This is a genomic window from Bacillus sp. AFS017336, assembly GCF_002555445.1.
In the GTDB taxonomy this organism is placed as follows: Bacteria; Bacillota; Bacilli; order Bacillales; family Bacillaceae_G; genus Gottfriedia.
Genome location: NZ_NUCO01000009.1, coordinates 184,981 through 199,988 on the forward strand (window position 1 = coordinate 184,981; position 15,008 = coordinate 199,988).

General features: G+C 35.1%; 14 protein-coding genes. 3 read left to right on the plus strand and 11 right to left on the minus strand.

Annotated elements, in window-relative coordinates:
• Nucleotides 1-33: 33 nt before the first annotated feature.
• A complete protein-coding gene (locus CN601_RS04380) occupies nt 34-216 on the minus strand; it encodes a hypothetical protein (protein WP_098170203.1) in 183 nt (60 codons plus the stop codon).
• Nucleotides 217-510: 294 nt separating this feature from the next.
• Between CN601_RS04380 and CN601_RS04385 the strand changes: the two genes are divergently transcribed.
• Nucleotides 511-708, plus strand: a complete 198-nt coding sequence (locus CN601_RS04385) for a helix-turn-helix transcriptional regulator (protein ID WP_098118069.1) — start codon at nt 511-513, stop codon at nt 706-708.
• A 3-nt stretch (nt 709-711) separates the two neighbouring features.
• Nucleotides 712-1,143, plus strand: coding sequence for a hypothetical protein (locus CN601_RS04390; protein WP_098170204.1), 432 nt, complete (start codon nt 712-714; stop codon nt 1,141-1,143).
• A 100-nt stretch (nt 1,144-1,243) separates the two neighbouring features.
• Here CN601_RS04390 and CN601_RS04395 read toward each other — a convergent pair whose 3' ends face one another.
• The 6 genes from CN601_RS04395 to CN601_RS04420 form a co-directional block, all read right to left on the minus strand.
• Nucleotides 1,244-2,461, minus strand: coding sequence for an acyl-CoA dehydrogenase family protein (locus tag CN601_RS04395; protein WP_098118071.1), 1,218 nt, complete (start codon nt 2,459-2,461; stop codon nt 1,244-1,246).
• Between the two features lie 13 nt (nt 2,462-2,474).
• Entirely contained in the window at nt 2,475-3,659 is a 1,185-nt protein-coding gene (locus CN601_RS04400) for a CaiB/BaiF CoA transferase family protein (RefSeq protein ID WP_098170205.1), read from the minus strand.
• Nucleotides 3,660-3,748: 89 nt separating this feature from the next.
• On the minus strand, nt 3,749-5,170 hold the full coding sequence (locus CN601_RS04405) for an NAD-dependent succinate-semialdehyde dehydrogenase (RefSeq protein WP_098118172.1): 1,422 nt from the start codon (nt 5,168-5,170) through the stop codon (nt 3,749-3,751).
• A 36-nt stretch (nt 5,171-5,206) separates the two neighbouring features.
• On the minus strand, nt 5,207-6,574 hold the full coding sequence (gabT, locus tag CN601_RS04410) for a 4-aminobutyrate--2-oxoglutarate transaminase (protein ID WP_098170206.1): 1,368 nt from the start codon (nt 6,572-6,574) through the stop codon (nt 5,207-5,209).
• Nucleotides 6,575-6,662: 88 nt separating this feature from the next.
• Entirely contained in the window at nt 6,663-8,033 is a 1,371-nt protein-coding gene (locus CN601_RS04415; protein WP_098170207.1) for a putrescine aminotransferase, read from the minus strand.
• A gap of 59 nt (nt 8,034-8,092) precedes the next feature.
• Complete coding sequence (locus tag CN601_RS04420) at nt 8,093-9,586, minus strand: aldehyde dehydrogenase family protein (protein ID WP_098118075.1); 1,494 nt, start codon at nt 9,584-9,586, stop codon at nt 8,093-8,095.
• A gap of 277 nt (nt 9,587-9,863) precedes the next feature.
• Between CN601_RS04420 and CN601_RS27405 the strand changes: the two genes are divergently transcribed.
• Nucleotides 9,864-9,998, plus strand: a complete 135-nt coding sequence (locus CN601_RS27405; protein ID WP_257131605.1) for a hypothetical protein — start codon at nt 9,864-9,866, stop codon at nt 9,996-9,998.
• A 396-nt stretch (nt 9,999-10,394) separates the two neighbouring features.
• On the opposite strand, the gene CN601_RS04425 is transcribed toward CN601_RS27405, so the two are convergent.
• The 4 genes from CN601_RS04425 to CN601_RS04440 all read right to left on the minus strand — a co-directional run bounded on the left by CN601_RS04425 (nt 10,395) and on the right by CN601_RS04440 (nt 14,653).
• A complete protein-coding gene (locus tag CN601_RS04425) occupies nt 10,395-12,524 on the minus strand; it encodes a sigma 54-interacting transcriptional regulator (RefSeq protein WP_098170208.1) in 2,130 nt (709 codons plus the stop codon).
• Between the two features lie 242 nt (nt 12,525-12,766).
• The gene (locus tag CN601_RS04430) at nt 12,767-13,015 is read right to left on the minus strand and encodes a biotin/lipoyl attachment domain-containing protein (protein WP_098118077.1); all 249 of its coding nucleotides are present in this window, start codon (nt 13,013-13,015) and stop codon (nt 12,767-12,769) included.
• A gap of 36 nt (nt 13,016-13,051) precedes the next feature.
• Complete coding sequence (locus CN601_RS04435; RefSeq protein ID WP_098118078.1) at nt 13,052-13,336, minus strand: SAV0927 family protein; 285 nt, start codon at nt 13,334-13,336, stop codon at nt 13,052-13,054.
• Nucleotides 13,337-13,354: 18 nt separating this feature from the next.
• Entirely contained in the window at nt 13,355-14,653 is a 1,299-nt protein-coding gene (locus CN601_RS04440; RefSeq protein WP_098170209.1) for a Glu/Leu/Phe/Val family dehydrogenase, read from the minus strand.
• Nucleotides 14,654-15,008 lie beyond the last annotated feature (355 nt).

Below are 15,008 nucleotides of genomic sequence, written 5' to 3' on the forward strand. Positions count from 1 at the left end.
ACAATCACTTTTGCAGTAATCACATTAAACTTTTTAAAATGGTCCAGAAGGATTATTCGTATTATTAACTTTAGTTGTTTCTCTCCCAATTTCTTCATTCATTGTTTGATTATCACTTTTATTTGGTGCGCCCGTTCCGAATTTCTTTTGCATAAAATAACCAAATGCGATTATTAAAATAACAAATCCCCAAAATAAATATCCCAATGATGTCATTTACCTCACCTCATTTTCGATTATTAGTTTAGCTGTTCCTCAACTTATTACAGTTTATTATTATATTCGATAATTTACAGTATTTTCCTTTTATATTATTGAACTAATTTGTCACATATTGAAATAAATGATATTCGACTAATGATCATCCTCTACTTTTGTTCAGCTAAGGCAATACGATCGTTCAATAAATAAATGCTTTTCCAAATGGAAAGTATGCTTGATATTGCTCCATTTGCACGATAAACTTAACCTATGGAAAGTTAGCTTTCCATAAAAAAAGGAGGGACCATGTTGCTCAACCGTTTAGAAGAAATCCGTAAGCAACGCGGAATTAAACAAGAAGAATTAGCAACTGCTCTTGAAGTATCAAGGCAAACGATCGGTTCACTGGAAAACGGACGATATAACCCTTCTATCCTATTAGCGTTCAAAATTGCTCGTTTTTTCGGTATGAGTATTGAAGAGATCTTTATTTATGAGGAGGATTAAAATATGAAAAAAACTAATTCGATTTATTATCTTACCGCAGTGGCTTTTGTACTACTAGCGGGTGGTATTTACTTCATCAAAACAAATCACGATCCACAAGGTTTGTTACGAGTGTTACCTTATATCTGTTTTGGGCTTGGCTGTAGTATTTTTGGTCATGGTATGGGAGAAATACTGCTCCGTTTCGCTGTGAAGAATAATCCTGCCGCAGCAAAAAAGCTAGAAATTGACAAAAAAGATGAGCGTAATTTGGCAATCACTAATCAAGCAAAAGCGAAGGCATATGACATGATGGTTTTAGTGTTTGGAGCCTTAATCTTAGCATTTGCCTTGATGGATATAGATTTTACCATGTTGTTACTATTAGTTTTTGCATATATGTTTCTCCTTGGATCCAACAGTTTTTACCGTTTAAAGTACTATAAAGAGATGTAATTTTGAATTCGAAAATGAAAAATGCTCGATCATGTATACAATTTAATAAGAAAACCGGGCGATAATCGCGCCCGGTCCTTTTTAGTTTACACATTACAAATTAAGACTTCACTACTTCAACTGAAACTTCTTCAAATGGCCAAGATGGAAGCATTTTTCTTAAAACTTTATCTTCTCTATAGCCAAGGTCGTATTCAGCTTGCATAATTGTGTGAATTTCACGAGTACCTTCATAAATTACAGGTGCTTTTGAGTTTCTTAAGTAGCGCTCTACTGGGAATTCGTTAGAGAATCCATATGCACCGTGGATTTGAACTGCATCGTTTGCTGCTTCGTTTGCGGCATTACATGAAATCCATTTTGCTAGTGAAGTTTCTCTTGTATTTCGTTTGCCGTTATTTTTTAACCAACCTGCTTTGTATACTAATAATCTAGAGATTTCTAGGTTTGATGACATTTTTGCAATCATTTGCTGTACTAGTTGGTGTTTTCCGATTTCTTTGCCGAATGTTTTACGTTCGTGGCAGTATTTTACACTCGCTTCAAGAGATGCTTGAAGTAAGCCGCAAGCACCAGCAGCTACTGTAAATCGTCCGTTATCCAGTGCTGACATGGCAATTTTAAAGCCTTCACCTTCAAAGCCTAAAAGGTTTTCAGCAGGAACTCTTACATCATCTAAAAATACTTCGCCTGTATTTCCAGCTCTAATACCCATTTTTCCTTTGATTGCTTTTGTGGAAACGCCTTCAAAAGTACGTTCTACAATAAAACATGATATTCCATGATGCTTTATGTCATGGTTTGTTTTAGCAAAAATTAAGAAATGATCAGCAACATCACATAATGAAATCCATGTTTTAGACCCATTTAAAATATAGCTATCACCGTCTTTTACAGCTGTAGTTGTCATTGCGACTACATCTGAACCAGCATTCGGTTCAGTTAATCCAAATGCTCCAATTTTATTCCCTTGAGCTTGAGGTACTAAGAATTTTTTCTTTTGTTCTTCAGTACCCCATTGTAATAAAGTCATGCTGTTTAATCCTGTATGTACAGAGACTGCCGTTCTAAATGCCGTGTCCCCACGTTCTAATTCTTCACATACAATCGCTAATGTATTATAATCCATTCCTACTCCACCGTATTGTTCTGGAATACATACACCCATTAATTGTAAATCAGCTAGTCGCTTTAAAATATTTGCTTCAAAATGTCCTTTTTCATCCCATTCTTTAATAAAAGGGATAATTTCTCGGTCTACAAATGACCTGACTACTTTCCTTACACTAACTTGTTCTTCTGATAATGAAAAATCCATATTTATTTCCTCCTCAAATTGTTTTATTTAATTTCATTTCTTCTATTTCAATTCGGGAATAACCTAGCTTACTCATTATTTCATCAGTATGTTCGCCGTGCAGGGGCGGATGTCTTACTACTTCAACTGGCGTTTTTGATAATTTTAATGGTGATCCGACTAGCTTTAGATCTTTTATAAATGGGTGATTTACATTTAACACCATATCTCTCGACTTAGCTTGGTCAGACTGTAAAGCTTCACTCACATTATTGATTGGTCCATTCGGGATTCCTATTTGATCTAATAATTCTTTCCATTCATTCTTAGTTTTCGTTTTTAACTTATTTTGAATTAATTGCTCTATTAGTTTTCTATGCTGTAGTCGACTAGTATTTGTTTTAAATGTTTCGTTCAATAAAGTTGGCTCATCAATTAATAGCGCAAATCGTTTAAATTGTTCATCATTACCAACTGCTATGACAAGTTCCCCATCACTTGCCGTAAAAACTTGATATGGAACGATATTAGGATGATAATTGCCCATACGCTCGGGTACAATTCCACTGCATAAATAATTACTAGCTACATTTACTAAAGCAGCTAGCTGTGAGTCAAACAACGAAATATCGATTTCTTGGCCTTCTCCCGTACGACTTCGATGTTGCAATGAAGCAAGAATCCCAATACATGTAAAAAGCCCAGTTAAAACGTCTGAAATCGCTACTCCTACCTTTGTTGGCTCTGCTTCTTTTTCGCCTGTAATGCTCATTAAACCAGACATTGCTTGAATGATATAATCATATCCCGGTAGACTTGAACTCGGCCCTACACTGCCAAATCCACTAATGGAAGCTAATATGATGTCATCTTTTATTTTTTTTAAATCTTCATAGCCAAATCCTAGCTTCGACAATGTGCCAGGTTTGAAATTCTGAACAACTACATCAGCCTCAGTAATTAGCTTTTTTAAAATTTCTTTACCTCGTTCACTTTTTAAGTTTAATGTGATGCCTTGCTTATTACGGTTTGCACATAAATAATAAGCGCTTTCACCTTCCACGAAAGGTGGCCCCCATCCTCTTGTTTCATCACCAATATTTATACTTTCTACTTTTATGACCTCGGCCCCCAAATCCCCAAGGATCATCGTACAAAAGGGACCGGCTAGCACTCTTGTTAAATCAATGATTTTAACTCCATGTAATGCACCCGGCAACTTTTCCACCTCTATTAATCTAATTAATAAGCCAGTAAACGCTCAATTGCAATAGCCTGCACCTGAATGTTTAACTGGCTTACAGATTTTTAAATGTCTAACCCAATTGAAATATATTTAACTTCTAAAAATTCTTCAATTCCAAAATGACCGCCTTCTCTTCCTAGACCGCTCTCTTTATAACCACCAAATGGAACTTGAACAGCTGAAGGTAAAGCATCATTTAAGCCAATAATTCCGTATTCAAGTGCTTCTGTAATGCGGAATGAACGACTTAAATTCTCTGTATACACATAAGCAGCTAAACCATAATTTGAATTATTTGCTCGTTCGATTACCTCTTCTTCCGTTTTAAAAGTAGAAATCGGTGCTAGAGGACCAAAAATTTCTTCCTTCATACATGCCATTTCATCTGTAATTCCAGTTAAAATTGTTGGTGCATAATAATATCCATTTTCTTCTGAAGGTTTATTACCACTAAAAACAATTTTCCCACCATTTTTAGTAGCATCCTCGACTAATGTTTTTACCTTTTCTAAAGCTGAATGATCAATTAGAGGACCAACATCAACTCCTTCTTCTAAACCATTACCAACTTTTAATTTTTCTAGTTCTTTTGTAAATAGGTCCGTAAATTTTTCAGCTACACTTTCTTGTACGTAAATACGATTTGTACAAATACAAGTTTGACCAGCATTACGGAATTTAGATTGAACTAAACCAACTGCTGCCTTTGATAAATCAGCATCATCCATTACGATAAATGGTGCGTTTCCGCCAAGTTCAAGAGAAACCTTTTTGACATTTTCTGCTGCACCTTTCATTAGCGTTTTGCCAACTTCGGTAGAACCAGTGAATGTAATTTTCGTTACTCTTGGATCCTTTAACCATACGTCACCAATTTCAGAAGATTTACCAGTAACAACATTAATTACACCTTTTGGAATTCCTGCTTCATGTGCAAGCTCTGCCAGCTTTAATGCTGTTAAAGGTGTTTGTGTTGCTGGTTTAATAACCGTCGTACAACCAGCTGCAAGAGCAGGCGCAACTTTTCTAGTAATCATTGCTGCTGGGAAATTCCATGGTGTAATTGCTGCTACAACACCTACGGGTTCTTTTCTAACAAGAATTCGTTTATTAGGCTGTGATGCAGGAATTGTTTCTCCATATACACGTTTACCTTCTTCTGCATACCAAGAGACAAAGCCATTTGCATAAACAGTCTCACCTAGCGCTTCTTTTACTGGTTTCCCTTGCTCAATTGTCATTAATCTAGCAATTTCTTCTTTCTTTTCGTCAATCAGTCGATACCAATTCATTAATAAATGATATCTTTCTTCTGCAGTCTTTTTTGACCAAGTTTTGAAGGCTTTATGAGCAGCATCAACAGCTAATTTTGCTTCATATGTACCACCTGTTGGAATTGCACCCACAACCGCTCCAGTTGCAGGATTTGTAACCTTTGTATAATATTCATGATCAGTCCCAACCCATGCACCGTCTATATACATAGGGTAGACTTCGTATTTTTCTTTAATTTGGCTCATTTAGTTTACCTCCAATTGAAGTTCTGGAACTAATACAGCCTCGATGGACTCTCTTAAAATATCTAGTCCTTCTTCAAGCTGCTCATCAGTAATCGTTAGTGGCATTAATAAACGAATCACATTACCAAAAATTCCTGCGCTTAATAACATTAACCCTCTGTTATTTGCTTCTTTTACAATCTTTCCAACTGTAGCTTTATCTGGTGTTTTATCCTTTTTATTTGTGACAATCTCCATCGCACACATTGCACCAATTCCACGAATATCTCCTATTTGTTCAAATCGTTCTGCCCATTGGTACATTTTCTCATTAACCTTTTCACCAATGACAACAGCTCGATCATTTAATCCTTCTTCTTCAATGATATCGAGTACTGCCAGTGCTGCACGGCATCCAAGTGGACTACCAGAATATGTTCCGCCGATTTCACCACTATCGGAAGCTTCCATTATTTCTTTTCTACCAATTACGCCACTAATAGGTACTCCTGCACCCATTGATTTTGAAATCGTAATTAAATCAGGCTCAACTCCAAAGTGCTCGATCGCAAAGTATTTACCTGTTCTAGCGAATCCAGTTTGAATTTCATCTGCTACAAACAATATGCCATATTGCGTACAAATTTCTCTAACTCTTTTAACAAAATCAAGATCCGGAACAATAAAGCCGCCTTCACCTTGAATTGGTTCCATTACAACAGCAGCAATTGTTTCTGGTGCCACTTCTGCAATTAGGAACTGCTCAAATTGTTCAATGATGAATTTACTATATTCTTTTTCATTCATTTGTTCTGGACGACGATACACGTATGGATAAGGTGCTTTATACACTTCAGGAGCAAATGGTCCAAATCCATATTTGTAAGGCTTAACTTTACTAGTCATTGTCATTGTCATTAAAGTACGGCCATGGAATCCTCTAGTAAACGAAATGATCCCTTGACGCTTTGTATATTTTCTAGCAATTTTCACTGCATTTTCAACTGCTTCTGCACCACTATTAAAAAATGCTACTTGTTTATCGAAATCTCCAGGCGAAATCTCAGCTAGTCTTTCAGCAAGTTGAATATAAGATTCATACATCATGACATTAAAGCCTGTATGAATATAATCACCGGCTTGTCCTTGAAGTGCTCTTACTACTCTAGGATGGGAATGTCCCACATTTAGAGTTCCAATTGCTCCAGCAAAGTCAATATATGTATTGCCATCAATATCCTCAACTAGTGCGCCCTTTGCTTTTTTTACAAAAGCTTCACTATTATTACTAATTGCTTTTGGAACCACTTTATTTCTTCGCGCAAGTAACTCCTGCGATTTCGGACCAGGAATTGACGTTTGGATTTTAACAAATTTTCGATCTGCCATTATTGCACCATCCTATCTATAACGATTTTTTCCGACTGTAATGAAAGCATGTCATGATCTATAATGTCATGACATGCTGGTGAATAAATTAAGCTTGAATAGTAGCTAAAATTTCTTTAAATGCACTTACTACAATATCAACCTCTTCGTAGCTAATTTTTAATGAAGGCTCGATACGAATTGTTTTTGAATTAATTAACGTACCAGCAACTAGGATACCTTTATCAAACATTCCTTTAGAAACTTCATAGCCGATTTCATCTTGATGGAACTCGATTCCGATCATTAAACCTTGACCACGAATTTCTAAAACTTTGTCTTCATGTCCTTTTGCAGCTTCTTTTAATTGATCTAAGAAATATGCTCCAACCTCTTCTGCTCTTTCAGGTAATTTTTCTTCAAGTAATACACTGATTGTAGCAATAGCAGCCGCACATGCTAATGGATTTCCACCAAATGTTGTTGTATGCATAAATGGATTTGGGAACCAGCTTTTGAATACTTCTTCTTTTGCTACTACTGCACCAGCTGGCATAACTCCTCCACCAAATGCTTTAGCAAGACAGATAATATCTGGTACTACTTCATATAAATCAGCAGCAAACATTTTACCTGTACGACCCATACCTGTTTGTACTTCATCAAAAATTAATAGAGAACCGTACTCATCACATAACTCACGAACTTCTTTTAAGTAGTTTGGAGGAGGAAGAATAATTCCGCCTTCACCTTGAATTGGTTCAAGGATTACTGCTGCAACATCTTCACCAACTAAAGAACATGTTTCAAATGTTTTTCTCATCATGTCAATGTCACCAAATGGAACATGACGGAATCCAGGAATTAGCGGTAAAAATGGTTTACGGAACATACCTTTTGCAGTACCTGATAAAGAACCTAAGCTTTTTCCATGGAATGCACGTGTAGTTGAAATAAATGTACTGCGTTCGCTATACATTTTTGCTAGCTTTAATGCTGCTTCCACACTTTCAGTCCCACTATTTGTAAAGAATGAATATTTTAAATCTCCAGGTGTAATATCAGCTAAAATTTTAGCAAGCATTGCACGTAATGGATCTAATAAATCTTGGCTATGAAGTGCCTGTCTTTTTAACTGATCTGTAACAGCTTTGATAACCTTTGGATGACGGTGTCCAACATTATAAATTCCAAATCCGCCTAAACAATCAATATACTCTTTTCCATTTACATCCTTAAAGCATGAACCGCTATCAGACCACTCAACAGAAGCAAATTGACCGCCCTCAGTAACTGTTTTACGGTAAGCAAGGAAACCTGGATTTACATGTTCTCTAAAACCATCAACTGTTTCTTTTGTGATCCACGCAGCATCTTCTTCTGTAACAGTCTCTTTTTCTATTAAACTTAAAACTTTATTAATGTACTCAGTTACGTTTGTTTCTCCACTTTTTAATTCGTTTTTTAAATTGATACTCATTTTGTCCACTCCTATAGTCGTTTTTATTGTTTTTTGTTTTCACTTAAATTTTGCCTATATTATTCTGCAAACCAGCCAATTGGTTCAACTTGTAAATTAATATTAATTTGCTTAATCTCTTGGAATTCTTCTAACCCAAATGTACCTAGGCTACGTCCTACACCACTTTGTTTGTATCCACCCCAAGGCGCTTCATTATAAGTTGGATGGTAGGCATTGATCCAAGTAATCCCTGAACGTAGCTTTTTAATGACTCTTAAAGCTTTCGCTCCATCTTTACTAAATACTGCACCTGCTAAACCATAAACAGTTCCATTTCCTAGTTTTATTGCTTCCTCTTCAGTTTTAAACTTTTGAATACATACTACAGGGCCAAAAATTTCTTCTTGAACGATTCGCATATTTTGTTCAACATCCACAAATACAGTTGGTTCAACAAAGTATCCCTTTTCTAACCCATCTTTTTCGATACGATTTCCGCCGCAAGCAACTCTTGCGCCTTCATCTTTACCAATTTGTACATAGCTTAAAACTTTTTCTAAATGCTCTTTACTAACAAGTGGACCCATTTCATTTTCTGCTACATTTCCAGGGCCTACTTTAATTTTTTTAGCACGCTCTACAAATCGATCAACGAAGCGATCATAAATTGATTCTTCAACTAAAATCCTTGAACCAGATGAACAAACCTGACCCGAACCTGCATAAATTCCAAATAGTGCATAATCTACCGCCGTTTCAAAGTCTGCATCAGCAAAAATGATATTCGGAGATTTCCCACCAAGCTCTAGTGACACTTTTTTCATCGTATCAGCCGCTGTTTTCATGATATGTTTACCTGTTTTTGTTCCACCCGTGAATGAAACCATGTCTACATCAGGATTGGCAGCGATTTCATTTCCAACCACTGGTCCTGCACCCATCACCATATTTGCTACACCATGCGGCAGACCAACCTCTTCAAAAATCTCAAATAATTTCTTAGGAGTTACTGGTGTTACTTCTGAAGGTTTAAAAACAATCGAATTACCTGCCGCTAGTGCAGGAGCAATCTTCCAAACACTCATTAATAGTGGGTAGTTCCAAGGAACAATCAATCCACAAACTCCGATCGGTTCACGTACAACCATAGCTTGCATTGGATCTGCTACATGATAAGTAAATCCGTCTGGCTTCGTAATTAAACCTGCATAATAACGGAAGCATGCTGCTGCATCAGCCACATCATAGCCCGCTTCACGATTCGTTTTCCCATTATCTAATGTTTCAAGTTTTGTTAATTCCTCTTGGTATTCTTCTATTTTGTCCGCTATTTTAAATAAGTAAGTTGCTCTTTCTTGAGCAGATAAATCAGACCATCTTCCATCATTGAATGCTTTACGAGCAACATCAATTGCTTCTTTCGCATCTTCAATCGTTCCTTCTGGTGCATATGCGATGATTTCTCCAGTTGCTGGGTTAATAACAGGGCGTTTCTCATGATTGCTAGAATCTTTCCATTCACCATTTATAAACATCTTTAAATCAATTGTTTTAAATTGAACATCGACCATTGTATATAAACCCTCCTTAATTTCTTAACAATTTAATAGTTTGCAAGAACTGTGCCAACTTAAATAATGCTAATTTACAAGGTTTTTACTGAATACTTTGTACAATTATTATTCAATTATGCATAACGCTATTCCACTTTGCATAATCTTTGAAATTCGTTAGTTTATTAAGGTTCAATTACTTTTTAAATGATTTTTTAAAATACGATTAGTTTAAACCGACATATTGCGAAAATTCGTTGCATAGGCTAGAACACTATGAAAGGAGGAGATTAATATGTTACTTGCTGGAACGTGTATTGCAGTGGGACTCATTATGATCTTCATGGCATTTGGGATTGCGAGGGATCAAATTAGAATGACTGAAGTGATTGAAAGTCATAATGAAAATATAGGGGATTTAGAGAAATAAACGCACAAGTTCCGCTTCACTCTGTCGAAAAAGTCGACAGTTTTTTATTTATTATGGACACGAAAACCCTAGGCTAGGCCTAGGGTTCTAAAAAGCTTAAAGCCTGGTATTAAAAGAATCCCTCCGTATGCTAAATATCAGCATACGGAGGGATTTTTATGTCAAAAGATAGTAATAATCTAGCAAATACAACACACCTTAATCAACGACGGACATATATCCTCATGTTTTTCATCGGATTGCCATCATAATTCAGCGCAGAAAGTCCTTTATGAACAAAAGTCTGTGGTTTACGAACAAAATCAACCAGTTTATGCACAAATAGCCGCAGAAGTTACTCCATAAATAAATAAGAGTGTAGAGAAATCGTTAAGGATTTCTCTACACTCTTAAAACTCACTTAAATGACATAAAATCATTATTTATGTTTTTTTCATTCATTATTTTTTGATACTTACGGCTGACAGAAGATTGACTGATTCCTAAAACCTGCGCAGCTTTTGTTGTTGTTTTATATTGCTTCATCGCAAGTACAATAAGCTGTTCCTCTACGTAATCAATTGCCTCTTGTAAAGGAATTACCTTATTAATGACTGGCTTTGATTTATTAAAGTCATAACTATTTGGCAAGAACTGATTTACATCCTCTGCGTTAATAATTTGATCTTCTGCAGAAACGACTAATCGTTCGATAATGTTTTGAAGTTCTCTGACATTACCTGGCCATGAGTAAAATTCTAAAACATTAATTGCATCTGGTGTCAGGTGAAAACTCTTATTATATTTTTCATTTAATTGCTGTAAGAAATGGAAAGCTAGTAATGAAATATCTTCAAGTCTTTCCCTTAATGGCGGAATGTTAAGAGGGATTACATTTAAACGGTAATATAAATCCTCTCTAAATGTACCATCCTGAACCATTTTTTCTAATCTTTTATTTGTCGCTGCGATAATTTGAACATTAACTTTAATTGGCTTTGTACTGCCAACCGGAATTACTTCTTGCTCTTGAAGAACTCGAAGCAATTTAACTTGTAAATGCAATGGCATTTCACCAATCTCATCTAAAAATAAAACACCTTCATCAGCTTGTTTAAAATAGCCATCCTTATTTTGATCTGCTCCCGTAAAAGCCCCTTTAACATAACCAAAGAGTTCACTTTCTAAAAGATTTTCAGGTATTGCACCACAGTTTAACTTTAAGAATGATTTTGATGAACGATTTCCTAGTTGGTGAATTGCCTGTGCTATTACTTCCTTACCTACTCCAGATTCCCCGTGGAGTAAAACAGTAGAAGAAAAATCGGCAATTTTTTTTGCTTGATTGATAATTTGCTCCATTTTAGGACTACAATAAATTAGTTTTTTAACAAAACTGTCCTTGCTTTTAATATCCTCAAGTTCCTTTTTATACTGCTCAGAGATCTTCTTCATTTCTTTTAATTCTGTTTTAAGACGTGAAGTTTCCGTAATATCTCTAGAAGCAATAATAATACGGTCAATTTCCATATTCTCGTCAAAAACCGGATTACCTACTGCAAGTACTTTACGTCCATTTATTGTTTCTTGAACAATTGATACTTTTTTCTTCTTTTCTAAAACTAGTTTCGTAACAGAAGGCGTAAAAAGTCCTTGGTTTTCAAATTCTAAAATACTCTTTCCAAGCATTTCCTTTAAATCTACATTCCAAAAACCAGGAATGATATTCTCACTGTAGCGAATTAACTCACCTTTATGATTTACTACAAGTATTTCATCATAAATACTTGATAAAATGGCATTCAAATCTTTATTTAAATCCTTAACATATTCGATTTCAGAAGCCATTTCTTCAACCATTGGAAGATCCTGTACTACAATAACTACGCCTTCAACCTCGTTATCAACAAAAATCGGGCTATAATCAACAAGAATTCCCATATCATCATTTATTTGAATCTGATTAAGAACTGTCTTACCTGTAGAAAATACATTTTCAATTTGTTCACCGCTAAAAATGACTTCTGCTTTTGTATTAATTACCTTTTCTGATGTTGATTTAATCATTTTTAACCCAGCATCATTGCAATTAATTATCACTTTATTTTTATCTACTACAAACGTGCCCATTGGGATCGATGTTAAAATACTCTTTAACAAATCTACACTTTTATTATCCTGTTTGAAAAGCTCGGCCAATATATCTTCACGAAGTATGTAACCTATTGGCGTATCTTCTTCTTTTACAATCGAGATTGGTTCACCAATAATTTGAAATAGATCTGTTATTGAAATTTGCTCACTTACACTACAGACACTATTAATAGATTGAGAAGAGCTCGTAATCTTTGAAATTGCTATATTTTGCTTTTTATTATTTCCTTGAATAATATTATTTAATTGAACATAACCAAAAATTTGATTTTGCTTGCGCAAGAATAAAAAGGGTTCATTTATCTTGGATAAATCGATTTCATCATTTTCTTTAAATTGATCGATATCTACTGTGATGACTGGTCTAATCTGTTTCTCATTTATTGATAGCATTTCTTTCACCCCTTATGTCTAAACAAATATACATTCTTATTTTAGCAGAATTTTTAAATTTATCATAAAAATCTAAAATTATAATTTACTAATCTATTAAATACCATATTTAAAACAGAAAGAAAGGGCAGTCTCTTAAGACGCCCCTTTGCAATTATTAAGTCGTAAATACCTCATTGTTCACGAAAAATTAATTAACTTCCCCAACCCCTGTATTTCTTTTTCCCTCTAAACCAAGTCTTTTAATCGCTAGCTGATACAAATAAGTCCTCTTTAACAAACGCTAGTACCATCCCCGGAACTACCCGATCTCCTTTTACTACTTCTAACGAAACAATTTCACCACTTATTCCTTGATGAATAACTTTCGTAATGCCATCGGATGTTTTTATATAAAATAATGGTTCCCATTCATAAACCCTCGAATCTTTTTGAATAGCTGCTTCCTCGACTGTTCCGTAGTAGTCACAGACGACGACTCCATAATACATAGCGCTCACTCCTTTTAGTAAAAATTAAGCTTCATATTATAACTCGCAAATGTGTCTTGATTGTAAAACCATACTAAAGAAATTTTGAATTTCTAAAATGTCTTCCTCAGCAATTCCGAGTTTTGGAGCCCAATAATGTTCAGAATCAATATCTTCTAAACATAATAACGCCATTTTACTAGATTGAAGTGATGTAACCATTGACTTTCCGTAAAAGTGATTAGAAAAGGCAATTGATAAATCATATCGGTTATTCTGCGTTAATAAACAATAATGGTGCACAAGCTGTCTTTCTGCTGATTCAGAAATAATATCGATCATCTAGATCTCCCCTTTTGTTTAGAATTTTACCCAGCCTCTCAAACGACAAGCTTCAGCGATTTTACGAATTCCTTCAATATAAGCCGCTATTTTCATGTTTACATTATATTTTTGGGATGTTTTATAAACTTTCATAAAGCTATCTGTCATTTTTTCTTTTAATCGTTCATCTACAGTATTCTCTGTCCAATAATAGCCTTGCATGTTTTGACACCATTCAAAATACGAAACAACTACTCCACCTGAGTTAGCTAAAATATCTGGTACAACTAAAATTTCTTTTTGATCAAGAATTTCTAAAGCTTCTTTCGTAGTTGGTCCATTTGCTGCTTCAACAACAATTTTGCACTTTAATTTATCTGCATTACGATTATTAATAACCCCACTAATTGCCGCTGGTATTAAAACATCACATTCCTTTTCCAATAATTCTTGATTTGAAATTGCATTTTTAAATAAATTAGATACAACTCCGAATGAATCTCTGTTATCTAAAAGATATGGAATGTCTAAACCTTTTGGATCATAAACGCCACCAAGAACATCTGAAACACCAACAACCTTTGCTCCAGCTTCGTATAAATATTGAGCTAAATAACTACCAACATTTCCAAATCCTTGCACAATAACCTTCATATTCTTAATTTCGATATTCTTTAATTCACTTATTAACTCAAGGGCATAAAATACACCTTTTGAAGTTGCTGTCTCTCGACCAACTGATCCTCCTAAAGTAATTGGTTTACCAGTAATAAAGCTCGGCGAATCAAATTCCCTAATATGGTCATATTCATCAAGCATCCATGCCATAACTTGCGCGTTAGTATACATATCAGGTGCCGGAATGTCCTTTGTAGGTCCAACAATCTGGCTAACTGCTCTTACATAACCTCTACTTAGCTTTTCAAGCTCATTCATACTTAAAAGTCTTGGATCGCAAACGACACCACCTTTTGCTCCTCCATAAGGTAAATCAGTAATACTACATTTTAAACTCATCCACCCAGCCAATGCTTTTACTTCTTCTGGCGTAACATCTGGATGAAACCTAATGCCACCCTTAGTTGGGCCAAGTGCATCATTATGCTGAGCACGATATCCTTGAAATACTTTCGTCTCACCATTATCCATTTGAACCGGAATACTAAATTCTAAAAATCTCATCGGCGTTTTAAGAAATTCAAATACTTGGCTCGGATAGTTCATTATGCCAATTGCTTCATTTAACGTTTCTCTAAATTCTTGAAGGGAATCATCTATTTCGATCTGCTCACTAATCTTTTCTGTTTGCTCTACTTCAGATAAATTTGAACTCATCTTCTGCACCTCATTAGTTATTTTTAAAATATTAAATAGCAATTCCTGTGCCAACTTGAATTCCCTTCATCATTTTACGAGTAATATATCTCAAAGAAGCTTATTAGAGAGCCATTTAATGGACCTTATATAATTTTTATAATTCGCTATTGTCTTTGAGAATGAAATTTGATTGTTTATTGGATATATGTTTGAGTGCATGGATTATTCAGTTTTGCATTATTGATTATTCAGAATTGAATTGCTTGATGTTGATTGGGTGCGCTGATGTGGTGGGGCGCGCTGGCGAGGTGGCTTGCGAACACATTGTGTCATTTGTGCATAAAGCTGTGAACTTTTAAGTTAGTCTAAAAAG

What these genes read in the sequence shown, in the direction of transcription:
- CN601_RS04380 (WP_098170203.1), bottom strand. Translation starts at nt 216, where the DNA reads ATGACATCATTGGGATATTTATTTTGGGGATTTGTTATTTTAATAATC.
- CN601_RS04390 (WP_098170204.1), top strand. Translation starts at nt 712, where the DNA reads ATGAAAAAAACTAATTCGATTTATTATCTTACCGCAGTGGCTTTTGTA.
- CN601_RS04395 (WP_098118071.1), bottom strand. Translation starts at nt 2,461, where the DNA reads ATGGATTTTTCATTATCAGAAGAACAAGTTAGTGTAAGGAAAGTAGTC.
- CN601_RS04405 (WP_098118172.1), bottom strand. Translation starts at nt 5,170, where the DNA reads ATGTATATAGACGGTGCATGGGTTGGGACTGATCATGAATATTATACA.
- gabT (WP_098170206.1), bottom strand. Translation starts at nt 6,574, where the DNA reads ATGGCAGATCGAAAATTTGTTAAAATCCAAACGTCAATTCCTGGTCCG.
- CN601_RS04415 (WP_098170207.1), bottom strand. Translation starts at nt 8,033, where the DNA reads ATGAGTATCAATTTAAAAAACGAATTAAAAAGTGGAGAAACAAACGTA.
- CN601_RS04420 (WP_098118075.1), bottom strand. Translation starts at nt 9,586, where the DNA reads ATGGTCGATGTTCAATTTAAAACAATTGATTTAAAGATGTTTATAAAT.
- CN601_RS27405 (WP_257131605.1), top strand. Translation starts at nt 9,864, where the DNA reads ATGTTACTTGCTGGAACGTGTATTGCAGTGGGACTCATTATGATCTTC.
- CN601_RS04425 (WP_098170208.1), bottom strand. Translation starts at nt 12,524, where the DNA reads ATGCTATCAATAAATGAGAAACAGATTAGACCAGTCATCACAGTAGAT.
- CN601_RS04430 (WP_098118077.1), bottom strand. Translation starts at nt 13,015, where the DNA reads ATGTATTATGGAGTCGTCGTCTGTGACTACTACGGAACAGTCGAGGAA.
- CN601_RS04435 (WP_098118078.1), bottom strand. Translation starts at nt 13,336, where the DNA reads ATGATCGATATTATTTCTGAATCAGCAGAAAGACAGCTTGTGCACCAT.
- CN601_RS04440 (WP_098170209.1), bottom strand. Translation starts at nt 14,653, where the DNA reads ATGAGTTCAAATTTATCTGAAGTAGAGCAAACAGAAAAGATTAGTGAG.